The organism is Solimicrobium silvestre (assembly GCF_002976435.1).
Lineage (GTDB): Bacteria > Pseudomonadota > Gammaproteobacteria > Burkholderiales > Burkholderiaceae_D > Solimicrobium > Solimicrobium silvestre.
On record NZ_PUGF01000002.1, the window covers coordinates 82,458 to 103,822 of the forward strand.

General features: G+C 46.5%; 18 protein-coding genes and 1 pseudogene. 11 read left to right on the forward strand and 8 right to left on the reverse strand.

Annotated features, from left to right (window positions below; all coding sequences use genetic code 11):
* Window positions 1–4: 4 nt before the first annotated feature.
* Together S2091_RS02830 and S2091_RS02835 are read right to left on the reverse strand one after the other, a co-directional pair.
* On the reverse strand, window positions 5–778 hold the full coding sequence (locus tag S2091_RS02830; RefSeq protein ID WP_105530286.1) for a class II glutamine amidotransferase: 774 nt from the start codon (window positions 776–778) through the stop codon (window positions 5–7).
* A 490-nt stretch (window positions 779–1,268) separates the two neighbouring features.
* On the reverse strand, window positions 1,269–1,814 hold the full coding sequence (locus S2091_RS02835; RefSeq protein ID WP_105530287.1) for a GNAT family N-acetyltransferase: 546 nt from the start codon (window positions 1,812–1,814) through the stop codon (window positions 1,269–1,271).
* Between the two features lie 551 nt (window positions 1,815–2,365).
* Between S2091_RS02835 and S2091_RS02840 the strand changes: the two genes are divergently transcribed.
* From S2091_RS02840 to S2091_RS02885, 10 genes are all read left to right on the forward strand, one after another.
* Window positions 2,366–3,457: a polyamine ABC transporter substrate-binding protein gene (locus tag S2091_RS02840; RefSeq protein WP_105530502.1), complete on the forward strand. Its 1,092-nt coding sequence runs from the start codon at window positions 2,366–2,368 to the stop codon at window positions 3,455–3,457.
* Between the two features lie 126 nt (window positions 3,458–3,583).
* On the forward strand, window positions 3,584–4,669 hold the full coding sequence (locus S2091_RS02845; RefSeq protein ID WP_105530503.1) for an ABC transporter ATP-binding protein: 1,086 nt from the start codon (window positions 3,584–3,586) through the stop codon (window positions 4,667–4,669).
* A gap of 10 nt (window positions 4,670–4,679) precedes the next feature.
* Window positions 4,680–5,582, forward strand: a complete 903-nt coding sequence (locus S2091_RS02850; protein ID WP_105530288.1) for an ABC transporter permease subunit — start codon at window positions 4,680–4,682, stop codon at window positions 5,580–5,582.
* A complete protein-coding gene (locus S2091_RS02855; RefSeq protein WP_105530289.1) occupies window positions 5,579–6,409 on the forward strand; it encodes an ABC transporter permease in 831 nt (276 codons plus the stop codon). Before S2091_RS02850 ends, S2091_RS02855 begins: the two co-directional genes overlap by 4 nt.
* A 96-nt stretch (window positions 6,410–6,505) precedes the next feature.
* Window positions 6,506–7,993 (forward strand): aldehyde dehydrogenase, encoded by a 1,488-nt coding sequence (locus S2091_RS02860; protein ID WP_105530290.1) that lies wholly within the window; start codon window positions 6,506–6,508, stop codon window positions 7,991–7,993.
* Between the two features lie 107 nt (window positions 7,994–8,100).
* Entirely contained in the window at window positions 8,101–9,402 is a 1,302-nt protein-coding gene (locus S2091_RS02865; protein WP_105530291.1) for an NAD(P)/FAD-dependent oxidoreductase, read from the forward strand.
* 82 nt (window positions 9,403–9,484) lie between these two features.
* A complete protein-coding gene (locus S2091_RS02870) occupies window positions 9,485–10,237 on the forward strand; it encodes a gamma-glutamyl-gamma-aminobutyrate hydrolase family protein (protein ID WP_105530292.1) in 753 nt (250 codons plus the stop codon).
* A gap of 8 nt (window positions 10,238–10,245) precedes the next feature.
* Window positions 10,246–11,202, forward strand: coding sequence for an agmatinase (speB, locus tag S2091_RS02875; RefSeq protein WP_105530293.1), 957 nt, complete (start codon window positions 10,246–10,248; stop codon window positions 11,200–11,202).
* Between the two features lie 574 nt (window positions 11,203–11,776).
* Complete coding sequence (locus S2091_RS02880) at window positions 11,777–13,153, forward strand: glutamine synthetase family protein (RefSeq protein ID WP_207769593.1); 1,377 nt, start codon at window positions 11,777–11,779, stop codon at window positions 13,151–13,153.
* A 49-nt stretch (window positions 13,154–13,202) separates the two neighbouring features.
* Complete coding sequence (locus S2091_RS02885; RefSeq protein WP_105530294.1) at window positions 13,203–14,981, forward strand: amidohydrolase; 1,779 nt, start codon at window positions 13,203–13,205, stop codon at window positions 14,979–14,981.
* A gap of 81 nt (window positions 14,982–15,062) precedes the next feature.
* On the opposite strand, the gene S2091_RS02890 is transcribed toward S2091_RS02885, so the two are convergent.
* From S2091_RS02890 to S2091_RS24370, 6 genes and pseudogenes are all read right to left on the reverse strand, one after another.
* Window positions 15,063–15,551, reverse strand: a complete 489-nt coding sequence (locus S2091_RS02890) for a CreA family protein (RefSeq protein WP_105530295.1) — start codon at window positions 15,549–15,551, stop codon at window positions 15,063–15,065.
* A gap of 56 nt (window positions 15,552–15,607) precedes the next feature.
* Entirely contained in the window at window positions 15,608–16,135 is a 528-nt protein-coding gene (locus S2091_RS02895) for a CPBP family intramembrane glutamic endopeptidase (protein ID WP_165794893.1), read from the reverse strand.
* Between the two features lie 62 nt (window positions 16,136–16,197).
* Window positions 16,198–17,109: an MBL fold metallo-hydrolase gene (locus S2091_RS02900; RefSeq protein WP_105530297.1), complete on the reverse strand. Its 912-nt coding sequence runs from the start codon at window positions 17,107–17,109 to the stop codon at window positions 16,198–16,200.
* A gap of 105 nt (window positions 17,110–17,214) precedes the next feature.
* Complete coding sequence (locus S2091_RS02905; protein ID WP_105530298.1) at window positions 17,215–17,817, reverse strand: LysE/ArgO family amino acid transporter; 603 nt, start codon at window positions 17,815–17,817, stop codon at window positions 17,215–17,217.
* Window positions 17,818–18,016: 199 nt separating this feature from the next.
* Window positions 18,017–18,256 carry an AzlD domain-containing protein gene (locus tag S2091_RS02910; protein ID WP_105530299.1) on the reverse strand — a complete coding sequence of 80 codons (240 nt, stop codon included), beginning with the start codon at window positions 18,254–18,256 and terminating at the stop codon, window positions 18,017–18,019.
* A pseudogene (locus S2091_RS24370) lies at window positions 18,229–18,987 on the reverse strand (AzlC family ABC transporter permease). The gene S2091_RS02910 and the pseudogene S2091_RS24370 overlap by 28 nt, the downstream one beginning before the upstream one ends.
* 797 nt (window positions 18,988–19,784) lie before the next feature.
* Between S2091_RS24370 and S2091_RS02925 the strand changes: the two are divergent.
* Entirely contained in the window at window positions 19,785–21,278 is a 1,494-nt protein-coding gene (locus tag S2091_RS02925; protein ID WP_105530301.1) for a pilus assembly protein PilP, read from the forward strand.
* The last annotated feature ends 87 nt before the right edge of the window (window positions 21,279–21,365 follow it).

Below are 21,365 nucleotides of genomic sequence, written 5' to 3' on the forward strand. Positions count from 1 at the left end.
TGGACTAGCTCTCTGGATGACAGGTGCCATCAACAAATACTTTAAATTCACCCGGTGCAAAGGCGGCCCAGGTTTCATTATTAGTCAATGGTGCAGTGGCAATCACTGCCACGCGATCTTTGGGAGTGGTGACTTCCGCAAAATCAATACTCATGTCCCGGTCAGACAAATGCGCGGTATTGAACGGAAATTGACGGATGATGTAATGCAGATTGGTGGAGCAATGTACAAATAAGGCCGAGCCGTTAGAGAGCATGATATTAAACGTGCCAAACTGGGCAATCTCCTGGCATAGCTCCTGTAGCGCAGCGCTGAGTTCGGAAAGTTGCGGCGCTTGTGCGCCAAAACGCAGGCGTAATTCTTGCAAAATAAAGCAGAAAGCGCGCTCGCTATCGGTTGTGCCGACGGGCAGATAAGTACCGTTTAATGTCGGCATAAAGCCCGGTAAATCGCCATTATGGGCAAAAACCCAGTTAATGCCCCAGCATTCGCGGATGAACGGATGACAGTTCTCCAGCGCAATTTTGCCCTGTGTTGCTTTGCGAATATGGGCAATCACGTTTTTAGATTTAATCGGATGCGCTTTGATTAATTCAGCCAAAGGGGAGCGCACCGCCGCTTGATAATCCACCAGATGGCGCACGCCAGCACCTTCAAAAAATGCGATGCCCCAACCATCTTGATGTTCATCGGTTAAACCGCCGCGCAACGCAAAGCCGGTAAAACTGAACACGATGTCAGTTGGCGTATTGCAATTCATTCCGAGAAGTTGGCACATGGATGGCGTTGGTTTACGAGTAATGAGTGAACATTATCATTGTTATGGCTCTAGAGCAAAAGGTCAAAGACGATGGGTTTAACAATGGATATGGGAATTAATTTGGGAACTTAGCATTGTGCGGTAAATTTTCTGTAAAAGCAGAACAAAATATCAAGAATGGAAATAGTGAAGAAAATTATTCTAAAAATGACGATTTAATTAGAAATAATGGGTATTTTCATATACTCAGTCACACCAGTGAAAATGGTTGGCGCATTTAATGGCTCTTACGACGGTATAAAATTTATATTTTGACAGTATATATTTATCTCAACATAAAATAATATCAATAGGCGATAAAAATTAAAAATATACCTCTGCATCCTGACTCTAAAAGTGAAAATAATATGGCGATTCAGGATGTGAGTGTCGAGTATATGTTTCTTATCTCAGTCCTCGCATCCTTTGAACTAATTACGATTTTGCATTTCTTGGTCGTGTTTTTTACTCAAGAAATCGGGGGTATTACGGTTTTTTTGAGTTCATATTCTGCGCGACTAAGGTAATACGCCGCCACATCCTCGTCATTCCAGTGCTCAATACCGCGATATTGCATACCTAAGCCCCGCATTACCCGCGTTGATTTAGTGTTTTCTGGGTCACATATCGCGCATAAAAGTTCGACATCCAGCGTATCAAAAGCAAAGGCAGCCATGCATTGCGCGGCTTCCGACGCAAAGCCTTGTCCCCATTTATTTTGCCTGAGCCGCCAGCCGATTTCATGCGGATTGGCCGGGTCACGAGCTAAATACTGTATGCAGCCTGCGCCAATAATTTCACCGGTAGCCAATTCAATAAAACTCCACCAGGAAAAGCCAGTGTTAAGCCAGCGCTCTTTAATCATGGCAATTCCCGCTTTGGTTTCTTCAAGAGCTTGTGGTTTGCCGGTGATATAACGCATAACTTCAGGGTCGCTGTTTAGCGCGTATAGGCCATCAAGGTGATGGTCGGCGAATGGTTCTAAACGTAGGCGTTTGGTGGTGAGAATAGTCATGATGCTATTGAGGTTAAATTATGCGATTTTAGGAAAATGTTGGTTTCAGAATTCGTCAACTAAACATTCTTAATTAGTCATTCATGGGAGTAACAGCGACGCTTAGAATCAAGCCACGTTCATTTCAGTATAGAAAATTGCGTTGAATGAAGGACATACAACGTAAATTCCGCAAGCCTAGATAAATAATTATATTAAGGCAATGTCGGGTGAATAAAAAGTTATTTGAGGAAAAGATGGGTGGAGTTCAATAAGCCCTAACCAAAATAATGAATAAAATTGAAATAAAGCACGGCCACCATTCTACAAACAGCTGAAGAACTGACCAGATTGAATTTGGCACATTGTTGATAGCACTTTACAATATTGGGCGCGTCCAACATAGTCGTTGGCGGCCGTATTCTGAAACCAGTATTGCTGGGCAATTTAATTTTATTTCTTTGATTTTGATTCAAATGGAGACAAGTGTGAAAATAGAAAAATTATCCCGATGCCTGTGCGTAAAGCCAGTGCAGCGCATCAAACAAAGAGCTTCACAAACCTTGTGTGCAATGCTGGGTCTCTCTTTTATTAGCGTGGCTTTGTTAGGATCAACTTCCGCACTCGCACAAGAAGAGAAAGTGCTCAACATCTATAACTGGTCAGACTACATCGCTGACGACACCATCAAAAATTTCGAAAAAGAAACCGGCATTAAAGTACGCTACGACGTGTTTGATACCAATGAAATTTTGCATGCCAAATTAGTAGCGCGCAAAACCGGTTACGACATCGTGGTCCCTTCCGATACGTTTGCCCAATTGCAAATTCAGGGTGGATTGCTGAAAACACTGGATAAAAGCAAATTACCTAATTTAGTTAATATGGATCCGGTGGTGCAAACCGCGCTAGCCAAGCTTGACCCGAATAATGATCATCTTGTGACTTGGTTGTGGGGCTATACCACAGTCGGCATCAATACCAAAAAAGTAAAAGCCGCCTTGGGTGATATGCCGATGCCGGTTAATGCATGGGACTTAATTTTTGATCCGAAGTATGCTTCCAAGCTCAGTTCCTGCGGTATTTCCTTCATGGATTCGGGTAATGAAGTACTGCCAGCGGCTTTGCTCTACGTGAAAAAAAATGCTCATTCCCAAGTCGCTTCAGATTACCAGGAAGCCGGACGCATGTTGGCGACAGTACGTCCTTATGTGCGGGTATTTAGCTCATCCAGTTACATCAACGATTTAGCCAACGGCGCTCTGTGCGTAGCGATGGGTTATTCCGGCGATATTAATATTGCCCGTCAACGTGCGATTCAATCTAAAAACGGTAATGAAATTCAAGCTTTGGTGCCAAGCACCTCTGCCGTATTGTTTTTTGATGCGATGGCAATCCCGGTCGATGCGCCGCATCCAAACAATGCCTTGATCTGGATGAATTACATCATGCGTCCGGAAGTTCATGCCAGCCTGACCAACAAAGTGTTTTATGCCAATCCAAATAGCGCCAGTCTTAAATTTGTGAAGAAAGACGTTGTCGATAACAAGACCGTGTTCTTGTCCGAAGAAGACAAAAAGCGCATGACAGCGCCAGAGCCAGTAAGTGCCGCGATACGTAAAATCATGTCGCGGACATTCACACAGTTTAAAACTGGACTTTAATTTACTTTTGGCTGGTCGTTCCGGGTACCTAACCCGGAACGGGTGTAAGCAACTAATACAGGGTTTTTCATGGCATCTGGTGATACTTTAAAATCATCTTTCGGCGTTGCGGCTGAAAGTAACGGAATGGGTAAGCCATTCTTGTTCATTAATAACCTGATTAAGGATTTTGGCGATAACCGCGTGGTCAATAACGTATCGCTGACTATTAATAAAGGCGATATTTTTGCCTTGTTAGGTAGCTCCGGCTGCGGTAAATCGACCTTATTGCGTATGTTGGCGGGGTTTGAGACGCCAACTTCGGGCGAAATTATTTTAGACGGTAAAAACATTGTCGGTGACGCGCCTTATCATCGCCCGATTAATATGATGTTTCAGTCGTATGCCTTATTTCCGCATTTAACGGTGTGGGACAACATTGCCTTCGGCCTGCGCCGTGAAGGAATGGCTAAGGAAGAAATCGCTGACCGGGTTGAAAAAATGCTGGCCTTGGTTCAGTTGGAATCGTTTGGTAAGCGTAAGCCTTATCAGCTGTCCGGTGGTCAGCAACAGCGCGTGGCGTTAGCGCGTAGTTTGGCAAAACGTCCGCAACTATTATTGTTAGATGAGCCACTGGCCGCATTAGACAAAAAACTACGTGAGCGCACACAGCTGGAACTCGTCAATATTATCGAGCAGGTCGGCGTAACTTGCGTAATGGTGACGCATGACCAGGAAGAAGCGATGGCCATGGCGTGCCGGATCGCGGTGATGAGCGAAGGCGTCATTTTGCAAACCGGTGAGCCGAACCATGTATACGAAACCCCAAATTGCCGCTTTGTTGCCGACTTCATTGGTAGCGTGAATATGTTTACCGGTGAACTGGAAGTCGATGAGCCGGATCATGTCGTCATTAGCACCCCAGAATGCAAACACTACGTCGGACACGGAATTACCGGCACGCTTGGCATGTCCGTTTCAGTCGCGGTTCGTCCAGAAAAAATTTCCGTCAGTGTTGAAGCACCAGATCAGCAATATAACTGCGTGCATGGCGAAGTCGTTGAGCTCGCCTACCTCGGCAGTTATACCGTTTATCACATCAAACTCGCATCCGGTATGACCATCAAAGCGAGCGTCAGTAATTCAGTCCGGCATGGCGCATTTCATCCAAAATGGGGCGATAAGTTATTCGCCTATTGGACGGATGATGCGATGGTGGTCTTGACGAGCTAATGGGGCTAATGTGAAAAACTTCTTTAAATTTAAGTGGATCTCGGGGAAGACGGCCGTTATCGGCATACCTTATTTCTGGCTGATTATCTGTTCGCTGCTGCCGTTTTTAATCGTCTTCAAGATCAGTTTTGCAGAGATGGAAATTAGCGATCCGCTCGGTACGTTGATGACCTACGTTGACGGCGTGCTCGATATCAAAATCAAGTTCAGTAATTATTTATTTCTGGGTCAGGATGATTTGTATATCGTGACCTACCTGAACTCAATCAAGTACGCGCTATTCACCACGGTATTGTGCTTAATCATCGGCTACCCTTTTGCCTACTTTATGGCACGCGCCCAACCTTCGGCACGTGCCACATTGATGATGATGGTGATGTTGCCGTTCTGGACTTCTTTCCTGCTGCGTATCTATGCATGGAAAGGGATGTTGTCGACGCATGGCGTATTGAATAATTTTTTAATGTCAGTCGGTGCCATAGATGCACCGTTACACATGATGAATACGCCGTTCTCACTAATGATCGGCATGGTTTATTCCTATCTACCATTCATGATTTTGCCCTTGTTTACCAACTTGTCCAAATTGGATGTGCGTTTTATTGAAGCCGCCGCCGACTTAGGTTCAACACCTTGGAGTACCTTTTGGCGAGTAACGGTGCCGCTGTCTAAATCCGGCATTATCGCGGGTTCGATGCTGGTATTTATTCCCTGCGTCGGTGAATTTGTGATTCCTGATTTGTTGGGTGGCCCTGGAACGCCGATGATCGGACATGTGATGTGGGATGAATTCTTCAGCAATAACGATTGGCCGATGGCTTCTGCCGTGACCGTCGTGGTGATTTTGTTGATCTTGGTTCCGATGGGAATTTTAAATAAATATCAGTCTGAAGAAGAGCGGGGGAACTCATGAACGCATATCGCTGGTTTGGTAGAGGATGGCTTTCGCTAGGCTATTTATTCCTGTATATCCCCATCATTATGTTGATCGTATATTCCTTCAACAATTCGAGTCAGGACATGGTGTGGAAAGGTTTTACGCTGCATTGGTATTCCGCGTTGATGGACGACCATGAAATCATTGCAGGTTTTTTCCTGTCGCTCAAAGTTGCTACTTTATCGGCTACCTTTTCAGTAGTGCTTGGTACCTTTACGGCTTATGTACTTAATAACTATCGTAAGTTTAATGGCCGCGCTCTATTTAAAGGAATGGCTTCAGCTCCGTTGGTCATGCCGGAAGTAATTATTGGTTTGTCCTTGCTGTTGATGCTGGTCGGATTAGAAAATGCGTTTGGATTTCCACAACGCGGGCTGCCCACATTAGTGTTTGGTCATACCGTGTTGGGCGTGGCGTATTCCACTGTCGTGATTGAATCGCGCTTGCGGGAAATGAGTAAATCTTTGTCGGAAGCTGCAATGGATCTGGGCTGCAAACCGTATCAGGTATTTGGCTTAGTGACCTTGCCGAATATTTCGCAATCCTTGGTGTCGGCTTGGTTGCTGACGTTTACTTTGTCGCTCGATGACGTGGTGGTTTCCGCATTCTTAACCGGCCCGGGCTATTCAACCATGCCTATCGTGATTTTTTCACGGGCACGTTTGGGGCTGGATCCACGCGTTAATACGGTTGCTGCCTTAACTATTTTGGTGGTGACAATAGCAGTCGTACTGTCGAGTCTGTACATGGCGAGGAAAGAACGGAAGCGCCAAAAAGAAATTTCAGCGGCGTTTAAGCACTAAATCAGTATTAATTCAGCATTTATTAAATCTGTAAGGGCAATCTTGGTGATTGCCCTCTCACTACGCACCACTATTCAAGCGACAAAGGGGAAATAAATGAGCACCAGACTTTGGCATGACCGCGCTACCAGTATTCAAATTGACGGACGCGCTTTTATTAATGGCGAACGAGTTCATGCCGTTTCTGGCGCAACCTTTGAAAATACCTCCCCCGTCAATGGACGCAAACTATGTCACGTGGCGCGTTGCGATAGTGAAGACGTCAACCTCGCCGTGTTGGCCGCACGCACCGCATTTGAAGATCGCCGCTGGGCAGGTAAATCACCGGCTGAGCGCAAACGCGTTATGTTGAAATTTGCCGAATTAATGCGTGCTAACCGTGACGAATTGGCGTTGTTGGAAACGCTGGATATGGGTAAGCCAATCAAATACAGCTTGTCGGTTGATGTGCCTTCGGCAGCGCGCTGTATTCAATGGTATGCCGAAGCCATTGATAAAATCTATGATGAAATCGCACCAACGAATGATGCAACCTTAGCGTTAATTACCCGCGAACCGGTAGGTGTAGTCGCCGCTATTGTGCCGTGGAATTACCCGATGCTAATGGCATCCTGGAAGATCGCACCGGCGCTGGCAATGGGTAATAGCGTAATTCTAAAGCCATCAGAAAAATCGCCGTTGTCGGCATTACGCATGGCAGAAATCGCACTTGAAGCAGGTATTCCTGCTGGCGTATTTAACGTGCTGCCCGGTTTTGGCCATGAAGCCGGTAGTGCGCTGGCATTACATAACGACGTAGATTGCATCGGCTTCACCGGCTCTACCCGCATCGGTAAAAAAATTATGGAATACGCAGGCCAGTCCAACCTGAAACGGGTTTGGACTGAACTTGGTGGCAAGTCGCCAAATATTGTCTGCGCAGATTGCCCGAATCTGGATGAAGCGGTTGAAGCGGCGATAGGTTCTATTTACTTTAATCAAGGCGAAAGCTGTAACGCACCTTCCCGTCTATTCATTGAAGAATCGATTAAAGATAAGTTTATTGAAAAAGCGTTAGCGATGCTGCCAGCTTATGTGCCGGGCGATCCGCTAGACCCAGCTACGGTCATGGGCGCAATTGTTGACAATATTCAGCTTAATTCCGTTATGGGTTTTATTGAGTCAGGCAAAGCCGAAGGCGCAACACTGCTGGCTGGTGGTAATCAGGTACGGGCTGAGTCTGGTGGTTACTATATTGAACCAACCATTTTTAGCAACGTGACAAACTCTATGAAAATCGCCCGTGAAGAAATCTTTGGCCCAGTGTTATCGATCTTCACATTCACTGATTTGAACGATGCCATTCAAGCCGCCAACGCAACGGCTTACGGTTTGCAAGCCGGTGTCTGGACTTCCGACATCCGCAAAGCACATCATGCGGCGCGTGCATTAAGGGTGGGCACCGTGCATGTAAATCAGTATGACGGCGACGATATTACGGTGCCGTTTGGCGGTTACAAGCAATCGGGTAATGGCCGTGATAAATCGTTGCATGCGTTGGACAAATATACCGAATTAAAAACCACATGGATTAATTTGGCCTGATAGCCGGGCTAAGTTCCATAAACCCCAACAACATCATCCCCGCCTGTGCGGGGATGATGTTAATGACAGTAAGTCTAATTACACGCCTCACCAACCACTCAAAAATCATGAAACATAAACACAAAGAAACGCGGCTCACCAAGGATTCATTTTATGAAGCTAGTGTCACGCGCGAGGCACCGTTGCCCGCGTTGGACAGTGACATAAGCGCCGATGTTTGCGTGGTTGGCGGTGGTTTGGCGGGTTTATCTTCGGCGTTGGAATTAGCTCAGCGCGGTTATTCGGTCGTGCTACTTGAAGCGCAACTGGTTGGTTGGGGCGCTTCGGGACGTAATGGCGGGCAAGCCTTGGTCGGTTTTTCCAGCGATGAAGCAATCGAGCAGCAATTGCCATTGGAAGAAGGCCGACGTTTATGGAATATGACCGTGGAAGCGATGCAGTTAATGCGCGACCGCATCAGTAAATACAATATTGAGTGTGATTTCACTCCCGGCTATTTAAGCGTCGCGGTCACCGACAAAAAAGCGCGTGAATTGGAAGAATGGGTGAATAGTTTAGAGCAACGTTATAACTATTCGATGCAGCATGTGAGCAAAGACCAAATTGGCGATTGGATACAAAGCGACCGCTATCAGGGCGGTGCTTATGACGCTAATTCAGGTCATGCACATCCGCTTAAATATACCTTGGGTATTGCCGCTGCGGCACGTGCTGCTGGCGTTAAAGTTTATGAAAATTCGCCGGTGGTCAGCATAGATCGTGGTGCTGCTCCTTTGGTTAAAACCGACAAGGGCAGTGTGCGCTGTAACTTCGTGGTATTGGCTGGCAATGTATATTTGAATGAATATGGCACAACCGTTGCACCTGAATTAGACAAGCGCATTATGTCGGTAGGCACTTACATCATCGCGACCGAACCGATGGAAAAGGCCCGGGCTGACGCACTAATTAAAAATCGTGCAGCTGCTTGCGATACCAATTTTGTACTGGATTATTACCGCCCAACTGCTGACAACCGCATGCTGTTTGGTGGTCGCGTGAGCTATAGCACGGCAACCCCAATTAATTTGGTGGGCAGCATGCGCAGCCGGATGTTGTCGGTATTTCCACAATTATCCGATTTAGAAGTGCCGTATGCATGGGGCGGATTTGTGGATATTTCCATGAACCGCGCACCGGACTTTGGGCGGGTGGAAGATAATATTTATTACCTGCAAGGTTTCTCAGGGCATGGTTTAATTCTCACCGGTATCGCTGGTAAAGTGGTCGCTGAAGCGATTGCAGGGCAATCGGAACGCTTTGATGCTTTTGGCAAAATCAAACATCACAATTTCCCTAGCGGCCAAGTCATGCGAACGGCGGCGCAGGTGTTGGGGATGTGGTATTACCAGTTAAAAGAAATACTTTAAAGGGAGAGGGCTGGCAAAATTACCTGCTCAAGGTAATTTTGCCAGCCGTCAAGTTTGAAAAAACTATAAAAATTTTACTATCATGGCTCAACCTATCGTCCTTATCCCCGCTTGCACCAAGCATATCGGAGCCCATCCTTATCACGTCGCGCAAATGAAATATATTGATGCCGTGGTGCGTGGTTCTGCTTGTGTGCCGTTAATTTTGCCTGCCTTAGGCGAAGAACTCGATTGGGAAACCGTGCTGCAATGTGCCGACGGCGTGATGCTGACCGGCTCCCCTTCTAACGTACATCCAGATTTTTTTGGGCAATCAGTCTTAGATCCTTCTTTACCGCTCGACCCGGCGCGTGACGCTACTACCTTGCCATTAATTAGGATGGCGATACAAAGGGGAATTCCGTTGTTGGCGGTGTGTCGCGGTACGCAAGAAGTGAATGTGGCGCTGGGCGGAACCTTGCATCAGGCGGTGCATGAAGTTGAAGGCTTTATGGATCATCGCGAAGATAAAACTGCCTCACTCGACATTCAATACGCACCTGCCCACAACATTAAAATTATGCCGAATGGCCGGATTGCGCATATTTTGCACGGCGTTTCAGAGATGATGGTGAATTCAGTACATGGGCAAGGTATAGATCAACTTGCGCCCGGTTTGCAAATTGAAGCACTGGCGGAAGATGGTTTGATCGAAGCCTACAGCGTCGCCAATGCGCCCGGATTTACCTTGGCGATGCAGTGGCACCCAGAATGGAAAATCACCGAAAACCCGCTTTCAATGAAACTGTTCGACGCCTTCGGTGCCGCTTGCCGTGAATTTAAACTAAAAAAGTAACGCTAAAAATGGACTCAACAATTAAAGGCGACGGCGCGATTCGCCGCACTTCAGTGTATGGCTCAAGCATAGAAAATACTTATGCTGGCGTGTTGAGTTTTATGCGTCGTAATTACACACGTGATTTGACTGGCGTTGATGTAGTTATCTCAGGAATTCCGCTCGACCTTGCCACCACTTTTCGTTCCGGCGCACGCCAAGGGCCAGCAGCGGTGCGGGCCGCTAGCGTGCAGTTATCCGAGTTAGCTCCCTATCCGTGGGGTTTCAATCCGTTTGATGATTTGGCTGTGATTGATTACGGCGACTGCTGGTTTGACGCGCACAACCCGCTCACCATTGCGCCCAGTATCGTAGAACATGCGCGTACTATTCTAGCCAGCGGCGCAAAAATGCTGACATTTGGTGGCGACCATTTTGTGACCTATCCTTTACTCAAAGCGCATGTGGAAAAAATCGGTCAACCGCTTTCCCTGATCCACTTTGACGCGCATTGCGACACATGGGCGGATGATGAGCCTGCATCATTAAATCACGGCAGCATGTTTTATAAAGCCATTAAAGAAGGCCTGATTGATCCGGCGACTTCAGTGCAAGTCGGAATCCGGACCTGGAATGATGATTTTATGGGCGTAAATATTATCGACGCACCATGGGTACATGCGCATGGCGCGCAAGCGACTTTAGAAAAAATTCTGAATATCGTCGGCAAGTGTCCCACTTATTTAACGTTCGATATTGATTGTCTGGACCCGGCCTTTGCGCCCGGAACTGGTACACCGGTTCCCGGCGGCTTAAGTTCGGCGCAAGCGTTACACATTATCCGCGGCATGGGGCCGGTGAATCTGGTGGGGATGGATGTGGTTGAAGTCTCGCCAGCGTTTGATCAAAGTGAAATCACCGCATTAGCTGCGGCGCATATTGCTGCCGATTTATTATGTGTGTTGCGCAATCAGAAAATAAGGTGACGCAGTAATACCGTTCAGATAAGCCTAAAACTTCAATAACGTCATCCTCGCGCAGGCGGGGATCCAGTGGTGGTACTACGGATTCGGTTGATACATCGTCTGCCAGCGAAATGGCTCGTGTGTTAATGGTAGATTTGTGAGCTCCTGGATTTTCGCCTGCGCGGGAATGACGGTATTGGCGCTATAAACATCTGAACGGAAGTTCAGGTTTGCATCTCAGCATACTCAAGCATCCATTTTAATAAAAACATCTAAAAGCTAATTTTTACTCAGGGCTACTAATTTACTGTCGAAAAAACACTTTTTATTGACTGGAAACCCATTGAATTCTTTAAAAATAATGGTGAGTATATGAAAACCCCATTTTTTAGCCAAAATCCTGCAATATTTCAGCAATTACGCTCCCATTTTACTTTCACAGTATTGCAACTAAACATTCCTAATAAAACATTTTCGATAGCAACATCGAGCCATAGAATCTTCCTCTAAAATAACTTTTTACAAGTAAACAAAACGCACTATATAACCATGCCAAGCCATCTCGGCGCAGGTTGGTGGTGCAAAGGAGACTAGCTTGTCAGCGACATTTACTAAAACCGCATTTACTACAAACTACCCCGGTGCAAAAGCACTGAACGCCTATTTCAGTCAGCATGGCATCACTCAGGTGGAATGCATGTTTGCCGATATTTCTGGCTATCCACGCGGCAAATTGATGCCAGCCGGTAGTTTTGCGGCCGAAGCAGAATTGCGGATTGCCGAAGCAATCACCATGCAGGCGATTACCGGCGAATATTCCTACGACCCGATTTTCCCTGACGCGGATCCCGATGTGCGCATGGTGCCAGACTATTCCACCGTTCGATTAGTGCCTTGGTCCGGCGTGCCGCGTGCGATGGCAATTCATGATTGTATGCAGTTGAATGGTGATCCATGCGGCTTTGCACCGCGCGTCATTTTGAAGCAGGTTCTGGAGCGCTATAAAGCCAAAGGCTTAACGCCGGTGGTCGCCCCCGAGATTGAATTCTATTTGACCGCACCGAATATTGACCCCAACTTAGCACTCGAATCACCAATGGCGCGTGGTGGCCGCCCTGAATCTGGTCAATCGGCCTACAGCATGAATATGCTCAATGAGTTAGCTCCGTTCTGGGACGAATTCCGTGCTGCGTTAGATACGTTAGGCGTGGTGACCGATACGTGGATCCATGAATCCGGCCAATCTCAATATGAAATTAACTTGATGCATGGCGACCCGGTCGAGGTTGCCGATCAAGCTTTCCTGTTTAAATATGCCGCCAAAGAAATCGCGATCAAGCACGGAATGAACGCTGTATTTATGGCTAAGCCCATTTCTGGTCAGCCGGGTAATTCCATGCATGTGCATCAAAGTATTGTGGATGCGGAAGGTAAAAATATTTTCAGCAATGCCGATGGCACTGAGAGCCTGCGCTTCAGACAATTTATCGGCGGCTTGCAAACTTATATCCCCGACATGATGTTGATCTACGCCCCCTTTATTAATTCATATCGTCGCTTCGTTGAGGGCAGTCAGGCACCGGTTAATCTGCAATGGGGGATTGATAATCGCACCGCAGGTTTGCGGATTCCGATTAGCGGCCCAGCTGCACGCCGCGTAGAAAACCGTATTGCCGGCGCGGATGCGAATCCATATTTAGTGATTGCCGCATCTTTGGCAGCTGGTTTGGCAGGGATAGAAGAAGGCTTAACGCCAAGTGAACCGATAGTCGGTAATGGCTATGATCATGGTCATGATCTGGCGCGCGGCTTCCAGGCGTCACACGCGCAAATGGTGAACAGCACTTCTAGCCGTCGCTTGTTGGGGGATGATTTTGTGACGGGTTTTGTGTCGGTGAAGGGACTGGAATATCAACATTTTCAGAATGAAATTTCGGCCTGGGAAAGACGGTATTTGGTTCCGCAAGCGTAGTTTTTGAAGCTAAATTAAGTTAAAAAATAAAAAATTCAGGAGAGACAATATGCGTTTAAAAATGAATTTGGTCATCGGCATGTGTGCAATGAGTTTGTCAGGTTACGTTGCAGCAACGACGCCACCAGAACCAGCCAGCATGGTTTTTACCAGCGGCAATGTATTGACGATGGATGCTAAGCGCACCGTAGCGGAAGCGGTGGCGATTCGTGGCAATAAGATTGTTGCGATTGGTTCCGATCAGGAAGTGAAAAGCTATATCGGAACAGGTACCAAAGTCATCCACTTGAATGGTAAAACGCTGCTGCCTGGATTTATTGATGCACATATCCACCCGGTCGATGGCGCGATACGCTTAGGCAAATGCAGTGCTGACGATGTGGCGCAGCCGGTTGCCCAGATTGTGGCTAAAGTTTTAAAAGAATGCATGGGTAAAGAAGCGGGTGCATCTGCTGCGGCCAACAAGTGGATAGAAGTTGTGAATGTTAATCCAAGTAATTTTATTGCAACCACAGCCGATCTGGATAAAATTAGCCGCACCCGCCCAGTGATCTTTGAAGGTACGGATGGTCACACCAGTTGGGTCAATAGCGTGGCATTAAAGCTGGCAAAAATTACTGCGGACACACCAAATCCAGCGGGTGGTCAGATTGAGCGCGATGCAAAAGGACAGGCTACCGGCTTCCTGAAAGATGAAGCGCAAGGCAGCGTGATGGCAGTGATGCCAAAAATGGCTCTGGCGCAGCGCATCAAACTCTCACAACAGGCTTTTGCATTAATCCGCTCCAAAGGCATTACATCGGTACAAGATGCCTGGACCAGTCCCGATGAAATGGAAGTGTATGAAGCGCTGGAAAAATCCCAGCAACTCAATCTGCGCGTGCGTGCCACGTTAAAATCTACCATTGCCGACGATGAAGCCGAATACCAGCGACTAGCCGCTATCCGTAGCCACTTTGTCGGTCATCCGTTAATACGTGCTGATGCAGTTAAAATATTTTCCGACGGCGTGATTGAATACCCAACCCAAACCGCGGCAATGATTGAGCCGTACCTAGACGGAAAAGGCGTGCCAACCACGAATTATGGCGGACGTTATTTTGCACAAGACACGCTCAATAAATATGTTGCGCGTTTGGATAAAGACGGCTTTACCGTACACGTACATTCGATCGGTGACTTTACGACCCATGCGGCATTGGATGCGTTTCAATATGCACGTGATAAAAATGGCGTGAATGATAATCGCCACCAAATCACCCACCTACAAATCGTAGACCCTGCTGATTACCCACGTTTTGCAAAATTAAATGTGTACGCCGACATGCAGTTGTATTGGGCTGATCCTGAGGAGTATTCAGTTGGTGCCGTGCAGCCGTATATTTCAGCAGAGCGCTTTGACCATATGTACCCAGCCGGAAGCCTGAAAAAAGCCGGGGCCGTTATTGTAGGTTGCAGCGATTGGCCGGTAGATGCAGCGCCAGGTGACCCAATGCCGAACACACCATTATCTGCCATGCAGATGGCCATCACGCGTCAGAACTCCAACAGCTCTTCCAGCTATTTTGGAAAAGTACTTAATGCCGATGAACGCGTTGATATCGACACTATGCTGGCCGCCTACACAATCAACGCAGCGAAAGCCATGCAGCAAGATAATACTACGGGTTCTATCGAGGTAGGAAAGTTGGCGGATTTGGTGGTGTTGGGGCAGAACCCGATGACGATAGCACCAGAAAAATTAAGCGCTATTCCAGTGCAATACACTATTTTTGATGGCGCTATTTTGTATCAGCTAAAACCGGGTGCGGTAGCGACTGCGCATTAATGATGTAGGGTTACATACGTTGTTAGAGCAGGGCGTAATTGCGTAAGCGGATTACGCCCTGTTTAGTATTGGCTACGCAGGCTATTTCACTGGAATCACCTGATTTGCGGCGACCGGAACCGCAGTGACACTGTTCTTTGGGCTACCGTCGACAAGGCGATCCGAATAAACCAGATATACGAGAGCATTGCGCTTGGTATCCACCATGCGAATTACGCGAACGTGTTTGAAAATGATCGAAGCTCTTTCCGAAAACACTTCTTCTTGCCGCGGTAAAGGTCCGTTGAATTTAATCTCACCAATTTGGCGACATGCCACCGACGACTCGGCTTTGTCTTCTGCAATACCAATCGCTCCTTTAAAACCGCCGGTTTTGGCACGGGACAGATAGCAGCTCACCCCGGCGACTTTCGGATCGTCGAATACTTCAACGACCACCTTGTGATCAGGCCCAATAAATTTAAACTCCGTATTGACTTCACCTATCGTTTCAGCCGACGTAGTTTGTAGTGCAGAAAGAAGTAATAGCGGAACTGACATCAATAAAAAAAACCGACTTTTGATCTGCATGATAATTTTCCTTTTATTTTGAAGTTGTGTGACAACGATTAGCCAAACAAACCAGCTTAGTGATCGAATATGGGAGCTAATACAAACAAGGCAATGAAGTTGTGCATCACATGCGCTACCCCCGTTACGGTATAGCTGGTAAATATACCTTTAGTGCGAACCTGTGAATAACCATAGGCAAAAATCAAACCGGTCATAAACGTTGGAATGCTTTTAGATAGGCCGCCATGGTAATAATGGCCTAGACCAAATGCTGCGGCACTTAGCACGATTGCACTATATTTAGATGCGGTAAATTTTCTTACTACCTCAATTAGAAACAGCTGCAATACAAGAGTTTCTAGCAATGGACCAACTAAGACGCAAATAACAAATAGGTCAATATAATTCAGTTTTTCTAAACCTGACGTGTACGAGCTATCTATTGATAAGCCAGGGAAATATTCTGCTATCGCAGCAAAAATAAGTGATACCGACAGCGTTACCAAGCTCAACCACAGCCCAAAAAATATAGCTGATAAAAAAGGACGCTCAGGCATTAATGCGTCCATTTTCATATTAAATATGTTAGTCGCTGCATTCATATTTTTCCTCTTTGTAGAGCTATTCATATAAAACCAACATTCCCAGACTGGGTAACAGCAGCTTAATTCGGCAATGCGATTACCTCACCAAGCCCGGAATGGTCATGCCGGATTCCAAAAACGCGTTCAAGCTCCGTTTGTGCAAATTCGCCTGTGCAGTGACCAGCAGCCACTCGTTCAATCATCCATTTGTTTTTAAAGTTATCCACGGTCTGCGTGACCAGTTGGTCGCTTTTGTCGATCAGATGTAAACCACCGACTATCGTATAAATTTTTGGATCGATTTGAGACGCGACGGCGAGAATTTTTTCAATGCCCGGATGTGAACAGCCGACCACGACAACCAGCCCGCTCGGTGTTTTTATCGCCATCGATAACTCATTAAGCTCAAGAGTCCCCTTATTTTCAGAAACCGTTTTGAACAAGAAGATGCCCGGCATTACTTCGAGCTGCGTATCGACCAAGTTGAAATTGGCGTCAGGCCAGGGCGAGTCGATAGGGTATTTATCGGCGCGATAGCCATTGAAGTAGTGCAAATCGCCAGGGATGCCGTCCACCACACGAAGCATCGATTTACCAATTGTGCTATTTGCCGTGACCGGTGCGCCAAATGAGCCGCGTTCAAGCGGCGCATAGATTTTAACGTTGGGGTTTTGTTGCAACACGTAGTTTAGCCCGGCAGTATGGTCGCCATGCCGGTGCGAGATAACAACGAAATCGAGATTTTTTAAATCGATATGCAGCTTTCGGACATTGTTGGCGAAGGCTTTATATTGGCCGCCCGTATCAAACAATATCCGCTTGCCGCCGTATTCCACCAGTGCGGAATAACCCCAGCCACGTTCCAAGTTAGACGGTTTTCCGAAGGCGTCATAAATGATGGTGACGCGGGCCGGAGATTCTTTGGCATGAGCCGTAACCGAGAAAAATAACAATGCTGCGATTGAAACCAATATCAAACGACAATTTTTCACGCTGACCTCTCTAGTGGTTGAGCCATCGGTAAATCAGATATTTTTTGCAAGCATAAAGATGCATGGATATTTTGTGAATGCCCGTGTAGGGCATTCATACACTCATTAAGAGCAGAGTAAAGACACGGCAATTAACCACATGACAATCGCGATCAAGCCGTCCAGTATGCGCCAGGCAATGGGCTGTGCAAATAGCGGGGCCAGCAAACGTGCTCCGTAAGCTAAGCCAAAGAACCAGATTGTTGACGCTGTCATGGCGCCCGCTGCAAACAAGTTACGCGCAATGCCGACTTGCTGCCCACCGACCGTTCCCAATAAAACCACTGTATCCAGATAAACATGGGGATTGAGCAAACTGAAGCTGAACGCCGATACAACGATAGCCATGTGACTGCGCGGCGCTTCCTCTTTCGACGTTAAGCCACCTGAGTGGAATGCTGCCCATGCGGAACGTGCGCCGTAGGCAAACAGAAATGCCGCGCCACCCCATTTTGCGAAGATTAATAAATTCGGCGCAGCAGAAATCAGCGTGCCCATTCCGGCCACGCCAGCGTAAATTAATGCCATGTCGCAGAGTGTGCAGATCAGTGCACTGGTAAACACATGGTGACGAAGCAGACCTTGTCGCAATACAAAGGCATTTTGAGCGCCGATGGCGATGATCAGGCTGGCGCCGATGCCCAAGCCTTTTAGGAACGCAAAAATCATAGAAATTTTTTCAAAGGGTGGAAAATTTGACTGACAAGGAAGATAACACTAATGATCTAATTGAGCTCTGATTTTCTATGCTCCAGCAACATTGGGTGATTTTTTCATATTTCCTTGTTTCATGTTAAGTAATTAATCAAACCAATTGCCAAGACGCCACAGCACACAGTGGCGAATAGACTGCGACTCATATATGTGATCACCAGGAGATTCCACTCGCTATAATCGCGGGAAAAGCAGTAGATACATTCCCATCCTCGGGAATTACTTCTTGCGCTACCAGCGCTGCCATAATCGTGACAGGAATAAATGACAGCCAATCTTTATACCACTGAGGAAATTTGAACTTACTCAGCAACATCAGGGGAAGCACGCGAGGGAGTAGCGTTACAATCCCACATCCAACGATAATCAAGAAGATTTCGTAGTTGACTTCCATGCCATCACTCCCATACCGATAAATGAAGCTGTTATTGCAGTTAAGATCACACTAAAATTTTTGCCAAACAGCATTGCAAATGGCTCAACCAGAACAACCGCAAGCAGAGCTACGCTTATCTGTAAACGCTTGTTTTTGGTTCCGGTAATTTGAAGCACGATCAATCCAATAAACATCGCCACGAGCGCAAATTGCAAGCTGTGCAGAAAGTGCGGAGGAATTAGTGTGGCAACCAGCGCACCTGCCACATTTCCAATGAACCAATTTATATACGCGGTCAAATTCAGTCCGAGCATCCACGGAAAAGAGATGCCGCTTTTTTCGTGCGCATTAACTGTTGCGACACCAAACGTTTCGTCAGTAAGTTGAGCGCCAACAATGAAGTTTTTTAACGTACTAAAATTTTTAAAAAATGGTGCGAGTTACGCTGCCATCAACAAATGCCGGAGATTAACAAAGAAAATCGCAATCCATATAGTGATCGCGGCCGCATTTGCTTGCACCATCCCTGCAACAATGAATTGTCCGGAGCCTGCATAGAGAATGAGCGACATAAGCCCTACTTCTGTTGAACTCATTCCTGATACTCTTGCGAGCGCACCGGCAGAAAATCCAATGCTCAAATAACCCAAAACAGTAGGGAGGCAAGCAATGCTGCCAAATTTAAACTCTTCAAACCAATCTGCTTTACTAAGGCTTTTATGAACGGTATTCAATTTGAGTTTCTCCATCACTACAGACAAATGCTGTTATTTCCAATGTAGGTAGAGAAATGGCTTTAACTATATCTGCATAATCAGGGACGGTCTTTGCAGCTCGTCGCTTTGTGAAATTAAGCATTGCCAATGCAAATCACCATATCGGTCGATGTTTTTTAATTTTAAAAAGAGTAGAAATATTAGCACTAATTTGGCGGATATATTGCGATATAAATATCGAAGTGTGCTGATTCCAAAAATATATCCATTAGTTTGGAAGGCGTATGAAATCTCAGTTCTCTCAAAAACGGAGACCAATAAAATCGGTAATAAAGTGCAGAGCGAGGTAGTTAATTAAAGGTGTTAGCTGGGCGATGTGTTGAATATTCGTATCAAGAAATCCACTCTGGGGCATTCGAAAAAAGCCAATGGTTCGCATTGCAAATAAATCACCAATTCGCGGTTAAAGTTAGTTGCGGGTCATATGGGCTTTATAAGCAAGAATGTTGCCAAATTTCAATTTTGTGATACTGTTATCTACTTGTGTATGGTGCCAATATGTAGGTTAGGAGTCGTCCAAGGTTTTAGGGTGATTAGCTCGCGGCACCGAGTCGACAGTCGCCTATTGGAATTACCTTCCCCGAAAACAGTCATTCACTGTTGCGTAAGCAATATATTTAGCCTAACGATTCGCGGACAAGAAAGAGCCGTGGAGCGCGGATTTGACCATGATAGTGAGATCAATGAGCGATATTTGAAATCATTTGACGCGGTCCAAGGAATAAGATGGAGTGAATGTGTAAGTGTGCCAACATATAGGAAAACAACAAATGTCCGTTTCAACGAAAACGCTTTATACCCGCGGCGCGCTTTTGAAAATAACGTGGAAAAAGTTTTACATGTTTTTCATCATGACTACGTGCGTAACGGCTTTTGCACAGGGGAATGTGATCGAATCAATCAGCGTAATCCAACCTGACTCCAGTTCTAAAACCGTCTTAAAAATCAAGCTAAAAAATACGATTAAAAACCCGCCGCGCGTGGACATGTCTACCCAAAGCATTACCCTTGATTTTGACGCAACATCCAGCGAGATGAATAGTAAATCGCGCGACGTTGCCGGCGCCGACGCAGTACGCAGCCTGTCCGTGAGTCACAGCGGTGATACTTCTCGCGTGGTATTTAATCTGGCGCCTCAAAGATACTGCACGCTAAGACGGGAAATTGATGGAATTAAAATAACCAGTATCTCTGGCGTAAAAAGCAAAGATATGTCGCGCCCAATGAACTGTGCAATTAGGTTGGAGGGAGATACGGTCGCTTTAACAGTAGATAACTTTCCCTCCGACGAAAGTTCCTGGAGTCCCTTCGGGCCTCCGACAGCCTTTGAGATTCGCGCGAAAAACATTGATGCAAGAACGCTCATTTTGGTGGCCGCAGCCCAAGCGAATTTAAACGTAGTAGTGGGCGACGAGCTTAAGAATAAACGTTTGGATATCAGTGAAACATCGATTGAAGCGAATCAATTGATTACACGTGCCGCCCACGATCAGCACCTGACGACTCGACTGGTCAATAACATATTGATGATCGGTTCAGAATGTCGTCTTGCCCAGAATCCAAGTTTTCCCGTTCTGGCAAGTGACAGAGATCTTGTGTCCATGAATTTCGGAAATACATCGGCATTTCGGGTTGCGCATGATATTTTTCCACCGATGTTAAATACGATTGTCGATGCCACCGCCATAGACAAGGTGGCACCTCTCACGATACGGGTTAGAAATGCGACGGCCAAAGATCAACTCATTGCTGTTGCAACCGTTGAAGGGTGGTTGGCGCACCCCCTTGACAGTGGAGGAATTCGGTTCGTCCTCAACGAGAATTTGGGGAAATGCGGACATCACGTGACGGATCAATCTTCGACTGGATCAGTGGTAGCTAACAATGCATCCGCACCAATTTCAGGCGCGGACGGTGCGCCTTCGTTCAAAGCTGCTTCGTCAGATTCGAAATCAGTTTCACCGGAACGTTATCGAGCTTGCTCGGGAACGTTTCCCCCATCAATATCTTGTAGCCCACTAGAACAATATGAGATCGAAGAGCTCAAACCCCTCGGATATACACAATCCAATTCCTCATCGTCGCGAATGATATTTATTGAAAGCGTAGATGGCGGCATTTATTGGGCCAAGGAAGGAAGTTACGTTGGAAGAAACTTTGGAATAATTAAAAATATTGGTGACACAGGGGTAAATATCGTCGAACGAATTCAGGAGGTAGATGGGACTTGGAAAGATAGACCAGCAACGTTGAATTTTCCATGATCGGATCGCAACCCATTAAATGAAATGCTTTAAAGCCGCCGGTCGAGACCATCTGCAAAGGGCACGGTCCGGCAGCCACTATAAAAA